6 protein-coding genes and 2 pseudogenes are annotated in these 22,356 nt (G+C 72.6%); 3 read left to right on the top strand and 5 right to left on the bottom strand.

What is annotated here, in order from left to right; translation table 11 throughout:
* The first annotated feature begins 177 nt into the window (after positions 1 to 177).
* From ACFYOY_RS46645 to ACFYOY_RS46655, 3 genes and pseudogenes are all read left to right on the top strand, one after another.
* Positions 178 to 1,148 (top strand): annotated as a pseudogene (locus ACFYOY_RS46645) (alkaline phosphatase PhoX).
* 146 nt (positions 1,149 to 1,294) lie between these two features.
* Entirely contained in the window at positions 1,295 to 1,648 is a 354-nt protein-coding gene (locus tag ACFYOY_RS46650) for a hypothetical protein (protein ID WP_351904465.1), read from the top strand.
* The gene (locus ACFYOY_RS46655; protein WP_351904468.1) at positions 1,641 to 1,892 is read left to right on the top strand and encodes a hypothetical protein; all 252 of its coding nucleotides are present in this window, start codon (positions 1,641 to 1,643) and stop codon (positions 1,890 to 1,892) included. Before ACFYOY_RS46650 ends, ACFYOY_RS46655 begins: the two co-directional genes overlap by 8 nt.
* Positions 1,893 to 1,910: 18 nt before the next feature.
* On the opposite strand, the gene ACFYOY_RS46660 is transcribed toward ACFYOY_RS46655, so the two are convergent.
* The 5 genes and pseudogenes from ACFYOY_RS46660 to ACFYOY_RS46680 all read right to left on the bottom strand — a co-directional run bounded on the left by ACFYOY_RS46660 (position 1,911) and on the right by ACFYOY_RS46680 (position 22,350).
* On the bottom strand, positions 1,911 to 3,356 hold the full coding sequence (locus ACFYOY_RS46660; RefSeq protein ID WP_388594072.1) for a 3-hydroxybutyrate oligomer hydrolase family protein: 1,446 nt from the start codon (positions 3,354 to 3,356) through the stop codon (positions 1,911 to 1,913).
* Between the two features lie 195 nt (positions 3,357 to 3,551).
* Positions 3,552 to 4,568: pseudogene (locus ACFYOY_RS46665) on the bottom strand (alpha/beta hydrolase family esterase); the annotation flags it as partial.
* A 350-nt stretch (positions 4,569 to 4,918) separates the two neighbouring features.
* Positions 4,919 to 5,833, bottom strand: a complete 915-nt coding sequence (locus ACFYOY_RS46670; protein WP_351904474.1) for a LysR family transcriptional regulator — start codon at positions 5,831 to 5,833, stop codon at positions 4,919 to 4,921.
* Between the two features lie 297 nt (positions 5,834 to 6,130).
* Positions 6,131 to 17,230 carry an SDR family NAD(P)-dependent oxidoreductase gene (locus ACFYOY_RS46675; protein WP_388594075.1) on the bottom strand — a complete coding sequence of 3,700 codons (11,100 nt, stop codon included), beginning with the start codon at positions 17,228 to 17,230 and terminating at the stop codon, positions 6,131 to 6,133.
* Positions 17,231 to 17,235: 5 nt separating this feature from the next.
* A complete protein-coding gene (locus tag ACFYOY_RS46680) occupies positions 17,236 to 22,350 on the bottom strand; it encodes an SDR family NAD(P)-dependent oxidoreductase (RefSeq protein ID WP_388594077.1) in 5,115 nt (1,704 codons plus the stop codon).
* Positions 22,351 to 22,356: the final 6 nt, after the last annotated feature.

The following is a 22,356-nucleotide window of genomic DNA, read 5'->3' on the forward strand; positions in this document are numbered from 1 at the left end:
ACAGAGCCATGTTCAAGGAGCGCCAACGCCCTTGCCGGACGCACTCCACGCCCGCGTCATGTGTTGTCCAAGCCCTGTCAATTCTGCCCAGTGGCCGCCTGTTCTAGGGTTCACGACCGTGGGACCTCGGCGTCGGCCGACGGCGGGGGAACGTTCACCGCACTCCTTGGAGCCAGCGTGAAACGTCGCACCCTCCTGCGTGCCGCCGTCATCGGCGGCTCCTCGGCAGCTCTCGGCGGAACCCTGTGGCGCGGCGCCGCGTACGCCGCACCGGCGCAGCCGGGCGCCGGCCCGTACGGGGCGCTCGGTTCGCCGGACGCCAACGGCGTACGGCTGCCCGCCGGGTTCACCAGCCGGGTCATCGCCCGTTCGCGGCAGGCGGTCGCCGGCACCTCGTACACCTGGCACGACGCCCCGGACGGCGGGGCCTGTTACGCCGACGGCAGTGGCTGGATCCATGTCTCCAACTCGGAGATCAACCCGTCGGGCGGGGCGAGCGCGGTGAGGTTCTCATCGACTGGGACGGTCACGGGCGCCTACCGCGGCCTCTCCGGTACCCGGCAGAACTGCGCGGGAGGCAAGACCCCGTGGAACATCTGGCTGTCCTGTGAGGAGGTCGACCGCGGCTACGTGTACGGGGCGCCGGTTCCGGCACCAGTGGCCCCGTGACCTGGGCGGCCGTACCGGATCCGACCGGCGCCACCGCCACCCGCAACCAGGTGGCCGGGGCCAAGCGGTTCAACGGCGGCGAAGGGTGCTACTACGCGAACGACACCTGCTGGTTCACCACCAAGGGCGACCATCGGGTGTGGCAGTACGACGCGGCCGCCCAGACGATCGAACTGGCCTATGACGATTCGCTGGTGACCGGCGGCACGGCCCCGCTGACCGGTGTGGGCGACGTGACCGGGGCCTCCTCCGGCGATCTGTTCGTGGCCGAGGACGGCGGGAACATGGAGATCTGTGTCATCACCCCGGATGACGTGGTGGCCCCGTTCCTGCGCGTCGACGGCCAGTCGGGCTCGGAGATCACCGGCCCGGCGTTCTCGCCCGACGGCAGGCGGCTGTACTTCTCCAGCCGGCGCGGCACCAGCGGCAGTTCGTCAGGCGGTATCACCTATGAGGTGACGGGGCCGTTCCGCAACTGACGGGCCCGGTGAAGCGGGGCCGGAGCCGCTGCCGGTCGAGGGCCCGGCAGCGGCTTCGGCAGGCCTTCCTGGTCGAAGAGGCCGGCGATATGGATGAGCGATAGGCTGACGCGGGACCCGCACGAGACCAGGGGAAGGGGCTGACCATGACAGTGCCGCATACCGAGAACGACGGTCCGCTGATCCCCATGCCTGCCCTCACGCTTCCCGCATTGCGCCAGGCCGTGGCCACAGTGGCACCTTCCCGGTTGCCGGAGTTCTTCGAAGACATGCAGGAGGCATTCATCCGGGCGGGTGAAGAGGACAGTGTCGTGCCGATCCGGATGTTCTACCGCCAGTGGGGGGTGACCGTGGAGATCGAGCGGCATCCCCGGACAGCCGAACGGCTGCACGCGGCCGAGGCCGCCATGGACAGCGAGGACGCGGACGTGCGGGCCCGCGCCGTCCGCGAGGCAGGGGAGATCGTACGGGCCGCGCACCGAGAGGTCGCCGGTGGCTGACTGGCACTGGGAAGCCGACCCGGGCGATCTTCTCGATGAACTGCCACCCGGGGCACGCACCGAGGCTGAGCAGCTGGCACAGGAGATCGCCGTGCGCGAGTCCATGGTTTTCCTCGAAGGCGCCTCGTACACCGGTTCCGGCCCCGGGCTGCGCACCGAGGCCCGGGGCCATCTCATGCTCACCTATCTCACCGACGTACGCGGCGAGCGCATCGTGGTGCTCCAGGCCACTTGGTTCGGCTGACAGACGCCGCCGCCTCCGCTAGTCCAGCGGGCAGCTCGTGAGCAGTGTCGCGGGGCCCGCGTCGGCCGGGCGGTGAACGGTGTGGTCCGCCGGGGGGCGGCCCTTTCCGGTCAGCCACTGTTCCAGTGCCGCGAAGGCGGAGCGGTGGCAGGGGACTACCGGGCGGAGCTTGTCGGGGTAGGCGTCGACGAGGGAGTCGACGTGGGTGCCGTCCTCGATACGGTAGTAGCGCAGCAGCGCGCCCCGACCGGACCGGTGCACCATGCGGGCGTAGACGTCCGAGTCCTTGCTGATGGGCAGCAGCGCGTCGAGCGTGCCGTGCAGGGTGATCAGCGGTTTGCCGATGCGTCCGGTCAGTGCGACGCGGTCGACAGCACGGTGGACCGCGGGCGGCCGGGTGGCGTAGTCGTAGTCGGCGTCACAGCCGGGGGTGCCCGGGGCGCAGTAGGGGGTGCCCGCCTCGGTCGCTCCGTCGAAGTCCGGGTCGGCTTCCTCGCGGTAGATGCGCTGGGTCAGATCCCAGTAGACCTGGTGGTGGTACGGCCACAGAAACTCCGAGCCCGCCGGGTAGCCGGCCTTGCGCATGGCCTTCCGGGCGTCCTCGGCTCCGGCCCCGCCGGCGGCGTACGCCGGGTATGCGCGCAGCGCGGGCGGCAGGAAGGTGAGCGGGTTGGGGCCGTCGGAGCGCCACAGAGTGCCCTCCCAGTCCACTCCCCCGTCGTACAGCTCTGGGTGGTTCTCCAGCTGCCAGCGCACTAGGTAGCCGCCGTTGGACAGGCCGGTGGCGAGGGTGCGGACGGGGGGCCGGCGATACCGCTGAGTGACGACGGCTCGGGCGGCGCGCGTGAGCTGGGTGACGCGCCTGTTCCACTCGGCGACGGCGCCACCGGGCCTGCGGCCGTCGCGGTAGAAGGCGGGACCGGTGTTGCCCTTGTCGGTGGCGGCGAAGGCGTAGCCGCGGGAGAGCACCCAGTCGGAGATCGCACGGTCGTTGGCGTACTGCTCGCGGTTGGCCGGTGTACCGGATACCACCAGACCGCCGTTCCAGTGGTCGGGCAGCCGGATGACGAACTGCGCGTCGTGGTTCCAGCCGTGGTTGGTGTTGGTGGTCGATGTGTCGGGGAAGTAGCCATCGATCTGGATCCCGGGAACGCCGCTCGGTGTGGGCAGATCCTTGGGGGTGAGTCCCGCGAAGTCGGCCGGATCGGTGTGGCCCGAGGCCACCGTTCCGGCTGTGGTCAACTCGTCCAGGCAGTCGGCCTGTTGGTGGGCCGCACCCGGTACGTGCGGCAGGGCGTATCCGGAGCAGCGGCCGCCCGGTGTTCCCTCCGCGCCGGCCGCGGGCACCGCCGCGACCGATGCGACGACGAGCGAACAGGCGCCCACGAGCGACAGTACTCCAAGAGCGGCACGCCGTCCGGGCCGTCCGCGGGGTGGGGCGGAGGCTGTGCGGGGTGGAGACATCCGATTCTCCTCCGAGTCGAGTGGTGGACGAGCGGGAGGCTAGGGGCACGGTCACCACACGGGACATGTGCGGGCCCGCCATGGCGGCGGCCCGGACAGGGGTGCCGGACACCATGACGGGCCGTTTCACCTCGCCGAGTACGACAGCCGCGGATGTGCGAGCGGGAGCAGCCGCTGTCGGCGACAGTGCCCCTAGCCGCCGAGACCGAAGAACTTGGTGATCCAGTAGCTGGAGCAGATCGAGTCCAGGAAGTACGGGGCCCCGGTGCTGCCGCATTGTTCAGCGCCGGTGCCGGGGTCGACCGGCGTGCCGTGGTTGATGCCGGGGACCTTGTTGACCTCGACGGCCACCGTGCCGTCGGATGTCACGTACTCGTCGTGCTGGGTGGCATTGGGACCGATGCTGGAGGTGCGGGTGGGCGTCTGGGACAGCCCGTGCAACGCCGTCCACTGATCGCGCAGTTCGGTGGCGTTGCGCGGCACGACCGTCGTGTCGCGGTCCCCGTACCAGATGGCGGCCCGCGGCCACGGTCCCTCGTACGACGGGTACGCCTCGCGCACCCGCTGGGCCCACTCGCCCGGACCGAGGTCGAGCCCGGGGTTCATGCACTGGTAAGGGCTGTTCATTTTCGTGCAGTTGTAGGGCAGGCCCGCGACGACCGCGCCGGCGGAGAAGACATCGGGGTAGGTGGCGAGCATGACCGAGGTCATGGCACCGCCGGCGGACAGTCCGGTGACGTAGACCCGTTTGGAGTCCCCGCCATATGCCGACACGGCGTGGCCGGCCATCCGCCGAATCGACAGGGCCTCGCCCTGGTCACGCCGATTGTCACCGGCCTGGAACCAGTTGAAGCACTTGGTGAGGTTGTTCGACGAGGTGGTCTCCGCGAGCACCAGGACGAACTTGTCGCGGTCCGCGAGTTCGGGCAGCCCTGAGTTGTCCGCGTAGACCTGGGCGCTCTGTGTGCACCCGTGGAGCGCGACGACCACGGGCGCGTTCGCGGGCAGCGACGCCGGCTTGTACACATACATGTTCAACGCCCCAGGATTGGAGCCGAAGTTGGTCACCTTCGTGAGGGTGACCGCGGCGTTCGCGGCGGGCGCGGGCCCGGCGAGAACGGCTCCGAGCACGAGGGCGGCGACGGGGAGGAGCCGGGCCGCGATGCGGCTCCATCGACTCCGTGGCGGTGCGTGGTGTGGGGGAACTGGCATGGAAGTGCTCCTTCGATTGATGCGCTCCCGGTGTTCCTGAGGCCGCCGACGCGTCGCTGTGCGCCGGAAGCACCAGACATGGCCGGAACCGTAGAATCGGCCGTGGCCCGTCGCCATGGCCCCAGGCACCACAAGCGAATTCGCCGCCGTCGGCGTCACACGGATTGCGCGGTCGACAACCGATCTGCTAATTGGCTCGGCCGTCACAAGCCGGCCACCTACCTTGTCCCGCACGCGGCGACCGGCCGCGACCTTCCGCCGGGTTTCTGGGAGTTCCGGACCTTCCGGTCCGGCGGCGGCACAGCCCCAGCCCGTTTTGGGGCGGTCGGAAGGGCCCGGTCGGCGCCGGGTCAGAGCCTGAGTCCCGCGGAGACCTCCAAGATCTGGTGACGAAGCCAGCGGTGGGCCGCGTCCTGGTTGTTACGGGGATGCCAGTACATGGCCTCGGTCAGCGTGGTCATGGGCACCGGTAGCGGCATCGTCCTGAGCCCCGTCCCCTCGGTCTCACGTGCGAGGAGTCCCTGGAGCACGGTGACCAGACGGGTCCCGGGCACCACATGGGGAGCCATGGCGAAACCCCCGATGTCGGCGGCGACCCGGAGCCGGGCGCCGAGGCGGTCGAAGTAGGACTCCACGATCGAGGTCATCGGCCCGTTCACCCCGAGAAACGGCAGCCGTCGCATCTCCTCGACGGTGATGGTGTCGCCCACCCCGGGGTGGTTCTCGTCGACGGCCACCACGAACTCGTCGGTGAACAGCGTCTCGCTGAAGAAGCCGGACAGATTCTGGGCAAGACTGGTCGGCCAGATCAGCAGATCGCACTGTCCTCGGCGGAGCTGGTCGATGAAGTCGGCTTGCGCGGGGAAGACGTTGATGCGGATATTCCACGACGTCGCCTCCACTTTGCGTAGAATCGGCCAGATCAGCACCGCCTGGGCGTAGTCGCTGGCGATCACGGTGAACGTGCGGGGAGGGCCGTCGGCGGGATCGAACGTCCTGCTCGCGCCCATGACGGCCTGGACCGCCGCGAGGGCCTCCTGCGTCGGCCGCACCAGCGACTCGGCCAACGGGGTCAGCGTCATCCCCCGCCCCTGCCGCACGAGCAGCGGATCCCCGAAATGGCTCCTCAGCCGGGCGAGCGAGGCGCTCATCGCCGGTTGTCCCACGAAGACCCGCTCCGCCGCCCTTGTCACACTGCGTTCGGCCAGCAGAGCGTCCAGGGCGATGAGAATGTTGAGATCGATATTGCCAAGGTCGTCCGACATGTGTGCGCCGCTTTCCCAGGGGACGGTCACGCCCGCCGGCATGGTGCCCGGCAGGCTGTCGGCTCGCGCACGCGGAGGCCCGCGGGAACGGCCTGACTCACATCTTCCGGTTCGCCGCGGGCATCACGTCGGCGAATCAGCAAACGCCAGGCGTTTCCCCAGGGATTCGGGTCCGCCGGTGGCGGAGCTGCCCCGGCGGAGCTGCCCCGGGGCGCGCGCCGCGCCGATGTGCCGCGGCACAAAGGGGGCAGCCGCACGCCACCGGGGTTATCGACCGGCCGAAGCGACCTTCGTGCCTCAGAGCACCCTGTGCTCGGTCTCAGTCAGCCACTCGGCCACCAGGGCACCCGTACGGGAAGCGTGCTCCTCCATCAGGGTGTAGTGATCACCAGCCGTGGTGCGGATATCGGCCTCTGCGACGACCGGCGCGGAGCCGTCACCGGCCAACAGGGGCACGTCGGCCCGTACGGACAGCACAGGCACGGGCAGCGGCGCCGCGGTCCATTGTGCGAACAGGTCGCAGTTCCATGCCATCGCCGACAGCCCGGTACCGGTCAGGCCCCGCACGACGTCACGGCGGTCCGTCATGCCGCGCATCAGCGCGGAGACGAACTCGTCCATCCGGTCCGGCGGGGGCAGATACGTGTCCAGCAGCACGACCGACCGAAGCGGCGCGCCGCGTTCGCTCAGCAACGCGGCCATCGCCAGGGCGAGCAACCCTCCCGAGGAGTATCCGACCAGGACGAACGGGTCGTCCCCGGTCCTGGCGAGGACCCGTTCGGTCTGCACCTGGGCCAGGATCTCCCCCGACTCCGCCAGTGGCTCACCGTCGAGGAATCCCGGGGTGGCCAGGACGTCGACCGTGCGGCTGCCCCGGAATCCGGAGGCGAACCGGGCGTAGGTGTAGGCCCCCGCGAGCGGCACCAAGGGGGTCAGGCAGACCAGTCGGGGGGCTTCGGCGCCCGACCCCAGCGGGGTGAAGGCGGGGGTGCCCGGTTCGGTCCGGAAGGTCGGGCGGTTGCGGGCGACGGTGCGCAGCAGGTCGAACGCCCGCGTCCCGTCGCCCGCCTCGAACGCCGCCGCGCACAGATCGGCGACCAGGTCGGCCGACGGTGGTGCGGGCGCGGTCGCCGCGTCGGGTTCGGCGCTCAGGTGGGTGAGGAGGTGCTGGGCGAGCCGGGCCGGGGTCGGATGGTCGAAGGCGATCGAGGTGGGCAGCCTGAGCGAGGTGGCCGAGGCAAGGCGGTTGCGCAGTTCGACGGCGGTCAGCGAGTCCAGACCCAGCTCCGCGAACAGGCCGGCCGGGTCGATCTCCTCGGTGCCGCCGTAGCCGAGCACATCGGCCGCCGTGGCGCGCACCATCTCCAGCAGCCCCTCCTCGGTACGCGCCGGCTTCGCGGCGGCGGTGCCCGCCGCCTTGCGCGGCCCGCGCACCAACCCGGCCATCAGACGGGGCGGGGCCGGCAGATCGCGGAAGGTCGCCAGGTTCAGCCGGGCGGCGACGACCTGGGCGTCCCCGCCGGTGGCGACGGTGTCGAAGATCGCATGGCCCTGCTCCTCGGCCAGTGGCAGCAGACCCGACCGCGTGAAGCGTGCGTGGTCGAGCCCCGCGGTCATGGCGCTGGGGAGGTCCCACAGCCCCCAGTCGATCGACACCGCGGGCAGCCCCTGCGCCCTGCGGTGCTGGGCGAGGGCGTCGAGCACGGCGTTGGCGGCGGCGTAGTTCCCCTGCCCCGCCGCGCCGAACACACCCGCGGCCGAGGAGAACAGGACGAAGGCGCTGAGGTCCATGCCCTGGGTCAGCTCGTGCAGCAGGTGCGCGCCCCCGGCCTTGGGCCGCAGCACCGTCTCCAGCCGGTCGGGGTCGAGTTCGCCGATCGTCGCGTCGTCGAGCACTCCCGCGGCGTGCACCACGGCCGTGAGCGGGTGCTTGGCCGGGACGGCGCCCAGGACTCGGCCGAGTGACGCGCGGTCGGCGATGTCGCAGGCGGCCACGGTGACCGACGCACCGGCCTCGGCCAGTTCGTCCCGCAGTTCCCGGGCTCCGGGTGCGTCGAGCCCCGTGCGGCTCACCAGGACCAGGCTGCGCACGCCATGTGCCCGTACGAGATGCCGGGCCAGCGAGGCGCCGAGTCCGCCGGTGCCACCGGTGAGCAGCACCGTGCCGTCCGGGTCGAGGTCCCGGCCGACGGTCAGCACGACCTTGCCCACATGCCTGGCCTGGCTCAGATAACGGAACGCGCTCGGGGCCCGGCGTATGTCCCACGTGGTGACCGGCAGGGTCATCAGCTCACCGGTGGCGAACAGGGTGAGCAGCTCGGCCAGCATCTCGCCGATCCGCTCCTGCCCCGCGTCCGACAGGTCGAACGGCAGGTAGTCCACACCGTCAGGGTGATTCTCGCGGACGTCGGTCCTGCCCATCTCCGCGAACCGGCCGCCCGGGCGCAGCAGCCGCAGTGAGGCGTCCACGAACTCGCCCGCGAGCGAGTTCAGCACGGCGTCCACCCCCGTGCCGCCGGTGACCTCGGTGAAGGCCCGCTCGAAGTCGAGCGTCCGGGAGGAGGCGATGTGGTCCCGGGCGACCCCGAGTCCGGCGACGGCGTCCTGTTTGGGCTCGCTCGCGGTGGCGAACACCTCCGCGCCCCACACCCTGGCGAGCTGGATCGCCGCCATGCCGACACCGCCCGCCCCCGAGTGCACGAGGATCCGCTGCCCCGGCCGGAGGTCGAGCAGGTCGCGCAACGCGTAGTAGGCGGTGAGGAACACGGCGGGCACGCTCGCGGCGCGGGCGAAGCTCCAGCCGTCGGGTATCCGCGCCAGCAGCCGCTCGTCGGTGACGGCCATCGAGCCGAACGCGGCGTCGGCGATGCCGAACACCCGGTCGCCGGGGCGCAGGGAACGCACGCCGGGACCGGCATCGAGCACCACTCCCGCGGCCTCCACGCCGAGCCGGGTCAGATCACCGGGAACCATGCCGAGGGAGATCAGCACGTCCTTGAAGTTCACCCCGACGGCACGCACCGCGATACGCACCTGCCCGTCGGCCGGCGGCTCGACCGTACGCGGGGCGAGCGCGAGATCCTCCAGGCTGCCCGTCGGCGAGGCGGTGAGGTGCCACGCCTCGCCGACGGGCGGTTCCAGCGCGGCCGGTCGCCGGGTCAGCCGTGGCGCATACCGGTCCGCGCCCCGCAGGGCGATCTGCGGTTCCCCGGTCGCCAGGGCGGCGGAGAGGTCGGCCGTGGTGACGGGCCGGTCGGTGTCGAGAAGGACGAACCGTCCGGGGTGCTCGGACTGCGCGGTGCGCAGCAGGCCCCACACCGCGGCCTGGTGGGGCACCAGTTCGTCCGAAGGCCGTACGACCACCGCGTGGCGCGTCAGCACCACGAGCGGTTCGGGACGGTCGGTGGCGAGCGTGGTCTGCACCGCGGCCAGTATCCGGTGCAGTGAGGACGAGTCGACGGCGGTCAGCACGATCGACGTGTCCGAGGGCACGGCGGACGGCTCGGGGAACACCGGCACGCCGAGACCGTGGTCGGCCTCAGGGCCGTCGAGCACCGCCCACCCGCGGTCGTCGGCGGGTTCCGGCTCCGGAAGCGGGACCCAGCCCACGGTGAACAGCGAGTCCGCGGGCAGGGCGCCCGTGCTGGGCTGGGCGAACGGCCGGGTGAGGAGGCGGCCCGCGTGGAACACGAGCGCTCCCGCCCCGTCGACGGCGGTGATCGACATCGCGTCGGGCCCCGCCGGGGCCAGGCGGACGAACAGCTCCCGCGCGCCGCGCGCGTGGAGTTCGACATCGGACCACAGGAACGGCAGTCCCGGCTCGTCCCCGCCGGCGAGCGTCATCGCCTGGCAGGCCGCGTCCAGCAGGGCGGGATGCAGCTGGAACCGGTCCGCGGGGACCGCGTCGGCCAACGCCACCTCGGCGAACAATTCGTCGCCCGCCCGCCACGCCGCGCGCATGCCGCGGAACGACTCGCCGTACCGGTAGCCGACGCTGTCGAGTTCGGCGTAGAAGGCATCGAGCGCGACCGGTTCGGCGTCGGGCGGCGGCACCGGCGTGAGCGGAGGAAGCGGTGCCGCCGACGCCGAGAGCCGGCCCGTGGCGTGCCGCACCCAGTCGTGCTCGCCCCGGCTGTGCACCGAGAACGGCCGGTCCCCCGACTCGTCGGGGCCGTGCACGGTCAGCTGGATCCGGATGTCGCCGCCGGTCAGTACCAGCGGCGCCGCCAGGACGAGTTCGGCGACCCCGCGGCAACCGGTCTCGTCGGCGGCCCGGACCGCCATCTCCAGGAACGCCGTACCCGGCAGCAGCACCGAGTCCCGCACCACATGGTCGGCCAGCCATGGCTGGGTCCGAGTGGAGAGGGTGCTGGTGAACACCACGTCCGGCGAACCGGCGAGCTCTTCGGCGGGGCCCAGCAGCGGATGTGTCTGGCCGGGGCGCCGCGGTGGCTGGGCCGTCGGCCAGAACCGCTTGCGCTGGAAGGCGTACGTGGGCAGGGCGACGGTCCGTCCTCCGGGCAGCGCGGGACTCCAGTCCACCGCCACCCCGCGGGTGTGGGCGTCGGCGAGCGAGCGCAGGAAGCGGTCCATACCGCCGTCGTCACGGCGCAGCGACGCGACGGTGTGCACCTGCTGGTCCAGTGCTTCCGCCGTCTCGTGCAGGGCGGTTGCCAGCAGCGGGCGCGGGCTCATCTCGATGAACACGGTGTGCCCGTCCTCGATCAGCCGGCGGCCGGCCGTCTCGAACAGCACCGGGCTGCGCAGGTTGCGGTACCAGTAGGGCGCGTCGAGGGCGGCGGTGTCCAGGCGTTCCCCGGTCACCGTGGAGTAGAACGGGACGTCGGTGCCGCTCGGGCTCAGTTCGGCCAGCTCCCCCAGCAGCGCGTCCTCGACCGCCTCGACGGCGGAGGTGTGCGAGGCGTAGTCCATCGGCACCCGCTTGGCCGCGGGAACGGCTTCCAGTACGCGGTCGAGCGCGCTGTTGGGCCCGGCGACCACCGTGGACGACGGCCCGTTGAACGCGGCGATCTCAACGCCGTCGAAGCGGACGTGCTCGGGGGCGACCGGAACGGACAGCACTCCGTGGTCACCTGAGAGGCGGTCGGCGATCACCCGGCCGCGTCGCACGACCGCCACCGCCGCCTGTTCGAGCGGCAGCGCGCCCGCCACGCATGCGGCGGCGTACTCACCGAGGGAATGCCCGACCACGGCGGCCGGAGTCACGCCGTAGGACTCCCACAGCCGGGCCAGCGACACCATGACGGCGAACAGGGCGGGCTGGACGACATCGGCCCGCCGCAGCATCTCCTCGTCGCCGAGCGCCTCCAGCAGGTCCCAGTCTGCTTCGGTGGCCATCGCCCGCGCGCACTCGGCCATCGAGTCCGCGAACACGGGCGAGGACTCGATCAGGGCCCGTCCCATCCCCGCCCAGCTTGAGCCCTGGCCGGGGAAGACGAAGACGGGGCGCGGGTCCTGGCCGGCGGCCACGGCGGACACCACCGAGGGTGCGGAGGTGCCGCCGGCCAGCGTGGTGAGCCCGGCGGCCAGTTCGGCGCGGTCCCGGCCGAGGACCACGGCCCGGTGGGACGCTTGCGATCGTGTGGTGATCAGGGACCAGCCGATGTCGATCGGATCGGTCCCGCCGTCCAGCAGCGCGGACAGACGGCTCGCCTGCGCGGCGAGGGCGGCCGGTCCCCGGCCGGATACGGCCAGCGGGATCAGCGCCGTCTCCCCGGTGGCCCGTGGCTCGGCGGGCGGTGGCGTGTCGGCCTCCAGCACGACGTGTGCGTTGGTGCCCGAGATGCCGAACGCCGAGACCCCGGCCCGGCGCGGTGCGCCGGTGTCGGGCCACTCAGTCCTGGCGTGGGCCAGCCGGACACCGCCCGCCGTCCAGTCCACATGGGACGAGGCCGTGGTGGCGTGCAGGGTCGCGGGCACGGTGCCGTGGTGCATGGCCAGCGCCGTCTTGATCACGCCCGCGACGCCGGCGGCGGCCTGGGTGTGGCCGATGTTGGACTTGAGCGTCCCGATGAGCAGCGGGCGTGTCCGGTCCTGCCCGTAGGCCGCGGAGAGGGCGTGTGCTTCGATCGGGTCGCCTAGGGGTGTCCCGGTGCCGTGCGCCTCGACCACGTCGACGTCCAGCGCCGAGAGGCGGGCGTTCGCCAGGGCCTGGCGGATGACCTCCCGCTGGGCTCGGCCGTTGGGCGCCGACAGGCCGTTGGACAGGCCGTCCTGGTTGATCGCCGAACCACGCACCACGGCCCATACACGGCGTCCCGCGGCACGCGCCTCGGACAGGCGCTGCAGCACGAGCATGCCCGCGCCTTCGGCGAATCCGGTGCCGTCCGCGGAGTCGGAGAACGCCTTGCACAGGCCGTCGGGGGCCAGCCCGCCCTGGCGGGAGAACTCGGCCAGGCCCAAGGGGGTGGTCATGACCGTCACCCCTCCCACGAGCGCCGTGGTGCAGTCGCCGTTACGCAGGGACTGCGCGGCCAGGTGCAGGGCGACCAGCCCGGAGGAGCACGCCGTGTCGACGGTGACGGCGGGACCTTCGAGCCCGAGCGAGTACGCGACCCGGCCGGAGAGCACCGAGCCCGCGCTGCCGGTGCCCACGTGACCGGTGGCGTCGTCGGCCTCGGCGCCGGTGAGGAGCGCGTAGTAGTCCTGGCCGGTGCTGCCGAGGAACACTCCGGTGCGGCTGCCGGCCAGGCTGCCGGGCGCGATGCCGCCGTGTTCCAGCGCCTCCCACGAGGTCTCCAGGACGAGCCGCTGCTGCGGGTCCATGGCCAGGGCCTCCCGGGGGGAGATCCCGAAGAACTCCGCGTCGAAGGCCGCGATGTCGTCCAGGTAGGAGGCCGTGGTCACGCAGTCGTCGGGCAGGGCTGCGAGGTCCCACCCCCGCTCGCGCGGCGGTGGCCCCACGGTGCTGCGTTCCTCGGCGAGCAGGTTCCACAGCTCGTCGGGCGAGGTGACGCCGCCGGGAAGGCGGCAGGCCATGCCGACGATGACGATGGGATCGGTGGTGACGGCCGGGTCGGCCACCGTGCGCGTGCGGGTCGCCCCGCCCGGTGTGCCGCCACCGGCCTCCGCGCGCAGGTGGTCGGCGAGCGCGGCGGGCGTCGGGTGGTCGTAGACCACGGTGGTCACCAGGGAGAGCCCCGTCACGGCGTTGAGGCGGTTGCGGAAATCGACGGCGGACACCGAGTCGAATCCCAATTCATGGAACGGCCGGTGCGGGTCGACGTGCGCCCCGGAGGCGTAGCCGAGCACGGCCGCCGTCTGGGCACGTACGACCGCGAGCGGGTCGGTGGCGTCCGCCGGGGCGGTGCCCTCGGTGAGCAGCGAGCTGACCTCGGGGATCTGCGAGAGCGCCGGATTCGGCCGCAACGCGGTGACCGCCGTGTGATAGCGGTCCCATGCGATGTCGGCGAGCACGATCGCGCCGTCACCGTGTTCCACGGCCGTCCGCATCGCCGCGGTCGCGTCCTGCGGGGACATCCCCGGCACTCCGTGCCGTCGCGCGGCCTCCCCGAGGGGGCCGTCGCCCATGCCGTCCCCGGCCCACACACCCCAGCCGATCGACGTGGCCGGCAGCCCCTCGGCACGCCGGTGTTCGGCCAGCGCGTCCAGGTAGGCGTTGGCCGGTGCGTAGGTGCCCTGGCCCGAGGCGCCGACCGTGCCGGCGAGCGAGGAGAACAGCACGAACGCGTCGAGGTCCAGGTCACGGGTGAGCTCGTGCAGGTTGGCCGCGCCCTGTGTCTTGACCGCCAGGACCCGGTCGAACTGCTCCATGGTCAGGGCGTCGATGGCGGCGTCGTCCAGCACGGCGGCGGTGTGCACCACGGTGCGCAGCGGTGTCGCCGGGTCGACGGAGTCGATCACTTTGGCGAGGGCGGCGCGGTCGGACAGGTCGCAGGGGACGATGCTGATCCGTGTCCCGAACTCGGCGAGTTCCGCGGCCAGTTCACCGGCGCCGGGAGCTTCCGTCCCGCGCCTGTTCACCACGATCACATGTTCCGCGCCCTCGGCCGCCAGCCAGCGCACGACATGCCGGCCGAGTCCGCCGGTGCCACCGGTCACCAGGGCGGTGCCGCGGACCTGCCAGTCGCCGCTGTCCTCCGGACGCACGGGGGCCCGCAGAATCCGTCGTCCGAACGCTCCGTGCCGGTCGATGCGGACCTGGTCCTCGTGGGTGTCATCCGACAGCACGGCGGCGATCCGGCGGCGGCCGGTGTCGTCCAGCGGCTGCGGCAGGTCGATCAGACCGCCCCAGGCGCGCGGTCGCTCGAACCCGGCCACCCGGCCGAATCCCCAGGTCATCGCTTGCGCCGGGGAGCGCGTGGCGTCCCTGGTCACGCACCACAGCGGTGCTTCGACGCCCGCCGCACCCAACTGCTGTACCAGCCGCACGGTCCGGGCGAAGCCCTGGGGGACGGCGGGGTGGTCCTGCTCGGGGTCCTCGTCGTGGGCCAGCAGCGCGAGGACACCGGCCGGTTCGGGGAGGGCGGCGAGGTCGGCCTCGCCCGGGGCCCGGACGGCCACTTCGGCGCCGTACTGCCGCAGCGCTTCGACGACGCTGTCGGACCAGGCGTCGGGCGTGTCCGTGACGACCAGCCAGGTGCCGTTCAATACCGGATCGGCGGACAGCCGCAGCGGCGTCCAGTCGGTCCGGTAGCGCAACCGGTCGAGGGGGCTCTCCGCCACTGCGGGGGCGCTGGTCGTCCGCTCCGCGGGGGTCACCCAGTAGCGCTCGCGCTGGAACGGGTACGTCGGCAGCTCCACGGCGCGCGCCTCGGGCAGCGCCACGGTCCAGTCCACCGGCAGGCCCTGCAGATCGGCGGCGGCCAGCGAGGTCAGCATCCGGTGCAGCCCGCCGTCGTCGCGGCGCAGGGTGTCCAGCACCGGGCCCGCGGCGGTGGTGTGCGCGAGCACGGGGTGCGGGCTGACCTCGACCATGACCCCGTGTCCGTCCCGTACGAGGACGTCCATCGTGTCGGCGAAGTTCACCGTCTGCCGCAGGTTGCGGGACCAGTACCCGGCGTCCAGCGCCGTCGTGTCCAGGCGGGAGGTGGTCACCGTGGAGTAGAACGGCACGTGTCCCGGGCGGGGCCGAACCGGTGCCAGCGCCGCCAGCAGGTCGGTCTCGATCCCGTCGACATGGGGCGAGTGGGCGGCGAAATCCACCCCGGCGAGCCGCCAGCGCATGATCCCGGCGGCCGACAGGCGGCGCTCGACGTCGTCCAGCGCCGCCGGGTCACCGGAAATGGTCACGTTCTGCGGCCCGTTGACGGCCGCGATCGACACGGCGCCCTTCCCGTCGTCCGCCAGCAGCTCGCGCACCCGGTCCGGCGGGGCCATCACCGACATCATCGCGCCGCGCCCGGACAGCCGCTCGCGGATGAGGCGGCTGCGCAGCGCCACGATACGGGCGCCGTCCTCCAGGGACAGGCCACCGCTGACGCAGGCGGCGGCGATCTCGCCCTGGGAGTGGCCGATCACCGCGGCGGGCTCGACACCGAACGAGCGCCACAGCACGGCGAGCGAGACCATGACCGCCCACAGCGCCGGCTGCACGATGTCGACCTGGGCCAGCGCCTGTTCATCGGACAGCACCTCCCGCAACGACCAGTCGACGTACGCGGACAGCGCCTTGTCGCAGTCCTGCACGGCCTCGGCGAACACCGGTGACTCGTCCCACAGCCGGGCGCCCATCCCGGTCCACTGGGAGCCCTGTCCCGGGAAGACGAACACGACCCGCTCCCCGCGGGCCCGCCGGCCTACTCCGAGTACCCGCTCCCCCAGGGCGAGCGCGTGCAGCGCGTCGAGCGCCTCGGCACGGTCGTGCACCGGCAGCACGGCCCGGTGCGGAAACCGGGCTCGCGTGGTCGCCAGTGTGAACGCGACATCGGCCACCGGCTCCTCGCGCTCGAGAAGATGGGCGCGCAGCCGGGCCGCCTGGGCGCGCAGGGCGCTGTCGGTCCTGCCGGACAGGATGAGCGGCACCGGACCGGAGTGCTCCGTGCGGGGCCGTTCTTCGGGCGCGGGGACGTCCTCCACGATGACATGCGCGTTGGTCCCGCTGATCCCGAACGACGAGATGCCCGCGCGGCGCGGGCGGTCGACGGCGGGCCAGGGCCGGGCCTCGCGCAGCAGGCGCACCGGGCCCGTGGACCAGTCGACGTGCCGGGACGGCCGCTCGACATGCAGGGTCCTCGGCAGCCGGCCCGCGCGCAGCGCCTGCACCATCTTGATCAGGCCGACCAGCCCGGCGGCCGACTGGGTGTGCCCGACGTTGGACTTCACCGAGCCCAGCCACAGGGGGTGCCCGCGGTCCCGGCCGTAGGTGGCCAGCAGGGCGTCCGCCTCGATCGGGTCGCCCAGGGTGGTGCCGGTGCCGTGCGCCTCGACGGCGTCGACCTCGTCGGCGCGGACCCCGGCGTCGGCGAGCGCCTGCCGGATGACCTCTTCCTGTGCGGCGCCGTTGGGCGCGGACAGCCCGTTGGAGGCGCCGTCCTGGTTGATCGCGGACCCGCGCACCACGGCGAGTACCGGGTGTCCGAGCCGCTGGGCGTCGGACAGCCGCTCGACGAGGACCGCGGCGACACCCTCGCCGAAGTTGGTGCCGTCGGCGGCGTCGGCGAACGCCTTGCAGCGCCCATCGGCCGCGAGGCCGCCCTGCTTGGAGATTTCGACGAACCCGTGCGGTGCGGAGATCACCGAGACACCGGCGACCAGCGCCTTCGAGCAGTCGCCCTTGCGCAGCGCCTGGGCGGCCAGATGCAGGGCGACCAGGCCCGATGAACAGGCGGTGTCGACCGTGACAGCGGGTCCGCGCAGGCCGAAGGTGTAGGCCACCCGTCCGGAGGTGACGCTCGGCGCCGTACCGGTGGCGACGTAGCCCTCCGCGGCGTCCGGGTTGTCCAGGAGGCGGATCAGGTAGTCGCCCGGGCCCGCGCCGACGAACACGCCGGTGCTGCTCTCCCGCAGCGCGTCGGGCGCGTATCCGGCGCGTTCGAACACCTCCCAGGCCGCTTCCAGCAGCAGCCGCTGCTGCGGGTCCATCGCGGCTGCCTCGCGGGGCGAGATGCCGAACAGGTCGGCGTCGAATCCGCCCACGTCGTCGATGAAGTAGGCGTCCGTGGCGAAGGGGCTGAGGGATTCCAGGTCCCAGTTCCGGTCCCGGGGGAAGGGGGAGAGCACGTCCCTGCCGGAGTCCACCAACTGCCACAGCTTCTCCGGCGAGTCGGCGCCGCCGGGCAGGCGGCAGGCCATCGCCACCACGGCGATCGGCTCCCTGGCCGCTTCGGTCAGGGCCCGGTTGTGCTCCCGCAGTCGCTCCGTCTCCTTGACCGAGGAGCGAAGCGCGTCGACGAGGCGGTCGGGTGAGATCGTCATGTCGGTCATCCTTCGGAGGTGTGCGGGTCGGCCGTGCCGAGCGCGAGGGACATCAGCTCCTCCACGTCGAGGCCGTCGATGTCCACGTCGGTCAGCGCCCCGTCGCGCCGGTGCTCCGCGCCGGCCTCCTCCGAAGCCGCGTCGGCCTCGGGAAACAGCTCGGTGGCCAGCTTCCGGGCCAGCGCCTGAGGGCTGGGGTGGCTGAACACCGTCGTGGCGGGCAGCCGGAGCCCCGTCGCCGAGTTGAGGCGGTTGCGCAGTTCGACGGCGCTGAGCGAGTCGAAGCCGATCTCGCTGAACGCCCGCAGCGGCTCCACCCGGTCGGCGGTGAGCCCGAGGACAGCGGCCGTATGCGCGCACACCAGGTCGGTGAGCACCCGCACCCGCTCGGCGGCGGGAACACCGGCCAGCAGCTCGGCGGTCGAGGTCTCGGCGACCGGCGTCGCGGCGACCACCCGGCGGACCCGGCGGCGCACCAGGTTGCGCCACAGCGGCGGCAGCTCCGTCTCGGCGGACGGATCGACGTCGATGGGCAGCAACAGCGCCTCGTCGCGGGAGAGCGCCTGATCGAACAGGTCCAGCGCGGTCGACGCGGGCAGCGCGCGGACACCGGAGCGGGCGATCCTCGCCCGGCCGGTTTCGCTGAGCGTCGCGGTCAGCTCACTGGTGTCCGCCCAGAGCCCCCAGGCCAGCGACTGCGCGGGCAGGCCATCGGCGGCTCTGCGTTCGGCCAGTGAGTCGAGGAACGCGTTGGCAGCGGCGTAGTTCGCCTGCCCGGCGTTGCCGGTGACGCCCGCGGCCGAGGAGAACAGCACAAAGCCGGCGAGGTCGTCGGAGCGGGTCAGCTCGTCGAGTACCGCGGCGCCATCGACCTTGGGGCGGAAGACCGTATCGACGTCCGCCCGGTCGAGCGAGCCGACCAGTCCGTCGCTGAGGGCACCGGCGGCGTGCACGACGGCGGTGAGCGGGCGCTGTGGCGGTATCGCGGCCAGGACGTCGCGCACGGCCGCCCGGTCGGCGACGTCGCAGGCGGCGAAGGTCACCGAGGACGCGCCGAGCGCGGTGAGTTCCGCCCCCAGCCCGGCCGCCGCCTCCGCGTCCTTCCCCCGGCGGCTGAGCAGCAGCAGGTGCCGGACACCGCGCTCGGCGACCAGGTGCCGGGCGAGCGTGCCGCCCAGTGTGCCGCTCGCGCCGGTGAGCAGCACCGTCCCCGCCGGATCCCACGCCCGGGGCACGGTCAGTACGACCTTGCCGACGTGGCGCGCCTGGCTGATGTATCGGAACGCCTCCGCGGCGCGGCGGACGTCCCAGGCCCGGACCGGCAGTGGCCTCAGAGCGCCCCGCTCGATCAGGGAGGCCAGCTCGGCCAGCATGGTCCGGATGCGGTCGGGACCGGCGTCGAGCAGATCGAACGCCCGGTAGCGCGCGGCGGGGTGACGCAGGCGGATCTCGTCGGCGTCCCGGATATCGGTCTTGCCCATCTCCAGGAACCGGCCTCCCTCGGCGGTCAGCCGCAAGGAGGCGTCGATGAATTCGCCTGCCAGCGAGTTGAGTACGACGTCGATCCCGTGCCCGCCGAGCGCCGGGCGGAAGTCGTCCTCGAACCGTGTGGTCCGCGAGGACGCCAGGTGGGAGGGGTCTACGCCGCCGGCCCGCACATCGCGCCACTTCGTGGGGTGGGCCGTGGCGAACACCTCGGCTCCCAGATGCCGTGCGATCTGCACCGCGGCCATGCCGACACCGCCGGCCGCCGCGTGGATCAGCACCCGGTCTCCGGGCCGGACACCCCCGAGGTCGGTCAGTCCGTAGTAGGCGGTGAGGAAGGCGACCGGCGCCGCCGCTCCCTGGGCGAACGTCCAGCCGACGGGCAGCGGCGCCAGCGTGCGGTGATCGGCCACCGCGACAGGCCCGGCGTAGGCGCCGGTGACCAGGCCCATCACCCGGTCGCCGACCGAGAATCCGGTGACGCCCGGTCCGATCTCGGTGATCACGCCTGCCGCCTCGCCCCCTTCGGGCCGGTCCTCGCCGGGCACCATGTCGAGTGCGACGAGGACTTCCCGGAAGTTCACGCCCATCGCGCGCACGGACAGGCGGACCTCGCCCTCCGCCAGCGGGGCCAGCACACCAGGAGCGGGCACGATGCCCAGGTCGTCCAGGTTGTCCGCGGAGTTCAGGTCCACGCTCCACGCCTCGGTGTCCGGCGGCGGGGTGAGGGCGGGCAGGGTGTCGTCGTCCGTGAGGCGGGGGGCGAACAGCCGGTCGCCCCGCACGGCGACGACGGGTTCGTCGCCGACGAGAGCGGCGGGCGGCAGTTGCGGCGGGTCGGCGTCGGGATCGAGGTCGATGACCAGGAAACGGCCCGGGTGCTCGCTCTGCGCCGAGCGAACGAATCCGGCGGCGGCCGCCGCGGCGGGGTCGGGCGCGCGGCGCCGGCCGACCGGGAACGCCCCCACCGTCACCAACGCGAGCGTCATGGCGGCGAACCTGTCGTCGGACAGCCATGACTGGATCGCGGTCCTGGCACGCTCGGTGAGCTCGTAGGCGGCGGCCGTCGTGTCGCCGGGCCGCGGTGCAAGACTCAGCAGGGCGATGCCGGGCGCGGGCTCGGTGCCCACCGCGGCGGCCAGCGCCTCCACACCGGCATGCCGGTCGGCGTCCAGGCCGTCGAAGAGACACCGGCCGGACTCCGGGCGGTCGGACAGGACGGCCGTCCTCGGCGGGGGTGACGTGGCCGCGGGCGTCTCCATCCAGTCGACGCGCAGCAGCTTCGCGGTCCGCCCGCGGTGCGTGGACACCGGCCTGCCCCCGGAGACCATCCTGGTGACGACCTCGCCGATGGTCAGGACCGGGACGTTCGCGGAGTCGGCAGCCACTATCGACACGCTGTCGGTGCCCAGCGGCTCCATCCGTACGCGCAGCGCGCGGGCGCCGGACGCGGACACGGAGATGTCCGACCAGGTGAACGGCAGAAACGTCCGGCCCTCCGCCAGGCTTCCGTGTGCCATTACCTGCAGCGCCGAGTCCAGCAGGACCGGGTGGAGCACGAAGTCTTCGGGAGAGGCCGCTTCCGGCAGGACGATCTCGGCGTAGCGCACGTCCCCGTCGAGCCACACCCGACGCACGCCCTGGAACACCGGCCCGTACACGAGCCCGTCCTCCGCGAGGGCGTCGTAGAAGTCGCCAAGGTCGGCCTCGACGGCGCCGGCGGGCGGCCACGCTTCCCACCGCGGCACTCCGGCGGCGGGCTCGCGGGCCACGGTCGCGGTCGCGTGCAGCACCCAGCCCGTCGTGGTGCCCGTCGCGCGCGAGTGCACCGTCACCTCGCGACGCCCCTCGCGGTCGCCTCCCACCGCCACCTGGACGTCGACGCGCTCGTGGCCGTCGAACACCAGCGGTGTGTGCAGGGTCAGTTCCTCGACGCGCCCGCAGCCGGTCTCGTCCGCCGCCCTGAGCACCATCTCCACGAAGCCCGCGCCGGGGAACATCACCGAGCCGAGCACGGCGTGGTCGACCAGCCAGGGGTGGGAGTCGATGGACAGCGAGCCGGTCAGCATGGCGCCGCCGGTCTCGGCGACCTCCAGGACGGCACCGAGCAGGCCGTGTCCGGCACCGGTCAGGCCGACGGCGGACACGTCGCCGCCGTGTCCGGCGTCGGTGAGCCAGTAGCGCTCACGCTGGAAGGCGTAGGTGGGCAGGTCGACGAAGACGGGAGGGCGGCCTGCCCACAACGGGCTGAAGTCCACCGCCGTGCCGGCCGCGAACGCCGCGGACACCGAGCGCAGAAACTGGTCCACGCCACCGGAGCCGCGGCGCAGCGTGCCCACCGTTGTCGCGGGAACGTCCATCTCGGCGAGGGTGTCCTGCACCCCGGGCATCACCACGGGATGGCTGCTGACCTCCACGAAGACGTCGAAGCCCTCGTCGGCGAGGCCGCGTACCGCGGAGTCGAGGCGGACCGGGCGGCGCAGATTGCGCAGCCAGTACTCGGCGTCCAGTGCGGTTCCGGACTCGAACCGCCCGGTCACGGTGGAGAAGAACGGCACGTCGGCCTGCCCGGGGGTCACGGTCTTCAGCGCGCGCAGCAGATCGTCGGCGAGCGGGTCGACCTGTGCGGTGTGGGAGGCGTAGTCCACCTCGATCCGCCGGGCCCGCACTCCTTCTCGTTCGCAGTGGGACATCAGGTCGTCGAGATCCTCGGGCGTGCCGGACACGACCACCGACTGCGGGCCGTTGACCGCCGCGATCTCCAGCTCTGTGGACCGGGAGGCGACCAGGTCGGTCGCTTCCACCAAGCCGAGCGGGACCGAGACCATCCCGCCACGCCCGGCGAGTTTCTCCGCGATCAGCTTCGACCGCACGCACACCACTCGCGCCGCGTCCTCCAGCGACAACGCACCCGCCACACACGCCGCCGCGATCTCCCCCTGCGAATGACCCACCACCGCGGACGGCTCCACACCAAAAGACCGCCACAACCGCGCCAACGACACCATCACCGCGAACAACACGGGCTGCACCACCTCAACCCGCCCCAACGCCTCCTCATCCCCCAGCACCTCGGCCAAGGACCACTCCACCAACCCCTGGAAAGCCCCCGCACACTCCTCCATCGCCTCGGCGAACACCGGAGAGGACCCCAGCAACTCCACCGCCATCCCCACCCACTGCGACCCCTGCCCGGGAAACACGAAGACGACGTCGTGTGCGGACACACGCGCGGTGTCCGTGACGACGGCGCCGCTGGGCTGCCCGTCGGCCAGGGCGCGCAAGGCGGTGCGCGCCTCGGCGCCGGTGCCCGTGACCACGACCGCGCGAGAGCGGAGAGCCGCCCTGCTGGTGCACAGCGCACGGGCGAGGTCGGTCAGGTCGTGGCGGTCGACGGCGTCGAGCAGTCCTTCCGCCTGGGCCCGCAGCGCGGCCGGAGTGCTCGCCGAGAGCACCAGCGGCATCACCCTGTCCGTGGCCTCGGGCGGCGCAACGGGTTCGTGCGCGAACTCCTCGAGGATCAGGTGTGCGTTCGTGCCGGACGCACCGAAGGAGGAGACGGCGGCGCGGCGGGGGCGGTCCACCCCAGGCCACGCACGGGCCTCCCTCAGCACCTGGACCGAGCCCCATTCCACCTTCGA

Origin of the sequence: Streptomyces sp. NPDC007875, assembly GCF_042868035.1 — a bacterium.
Lineage (GTDB): Bacteria > Actinomycetota > Actinomycetes > Streptomycetales > Streptomycetaceae > Streptomyces > Streptomyces antimycoticus.

Bases quoted from the DNA above. Each gene is read 5' to 3' on its own strand.
- ACFYOY_RS46650 (WP_351904465.1), top strand. From the start codon at position 1,295: ATGACAGTGCCGCATACCGAGAACGACGGTCCGCTGATCCCCATGCCT.
- ACFYOY_RS46660 (WP_388594072.1), bottom strand. From the start codon at position 3,356: ATGTCTCCACCCCGCACAGCCTCCGCCCCACCCCGCGGACGGCCCGGA.
- ACFYOY_RS46670 (WP_351904474.1), bottom strand. From the start codon at position 5,833: ATGTCGGACGACCTTGGCAATATCGATCTCAACATTCTCATCGCCCTG.
- ACFYOY_RS46675 (WP_388594075.1), bottom strand. From the start codon at position 17,230: ATGACGATCTCACCCGACCGCCTCGTCGACGCGCTTCGCTCCTCGGTC.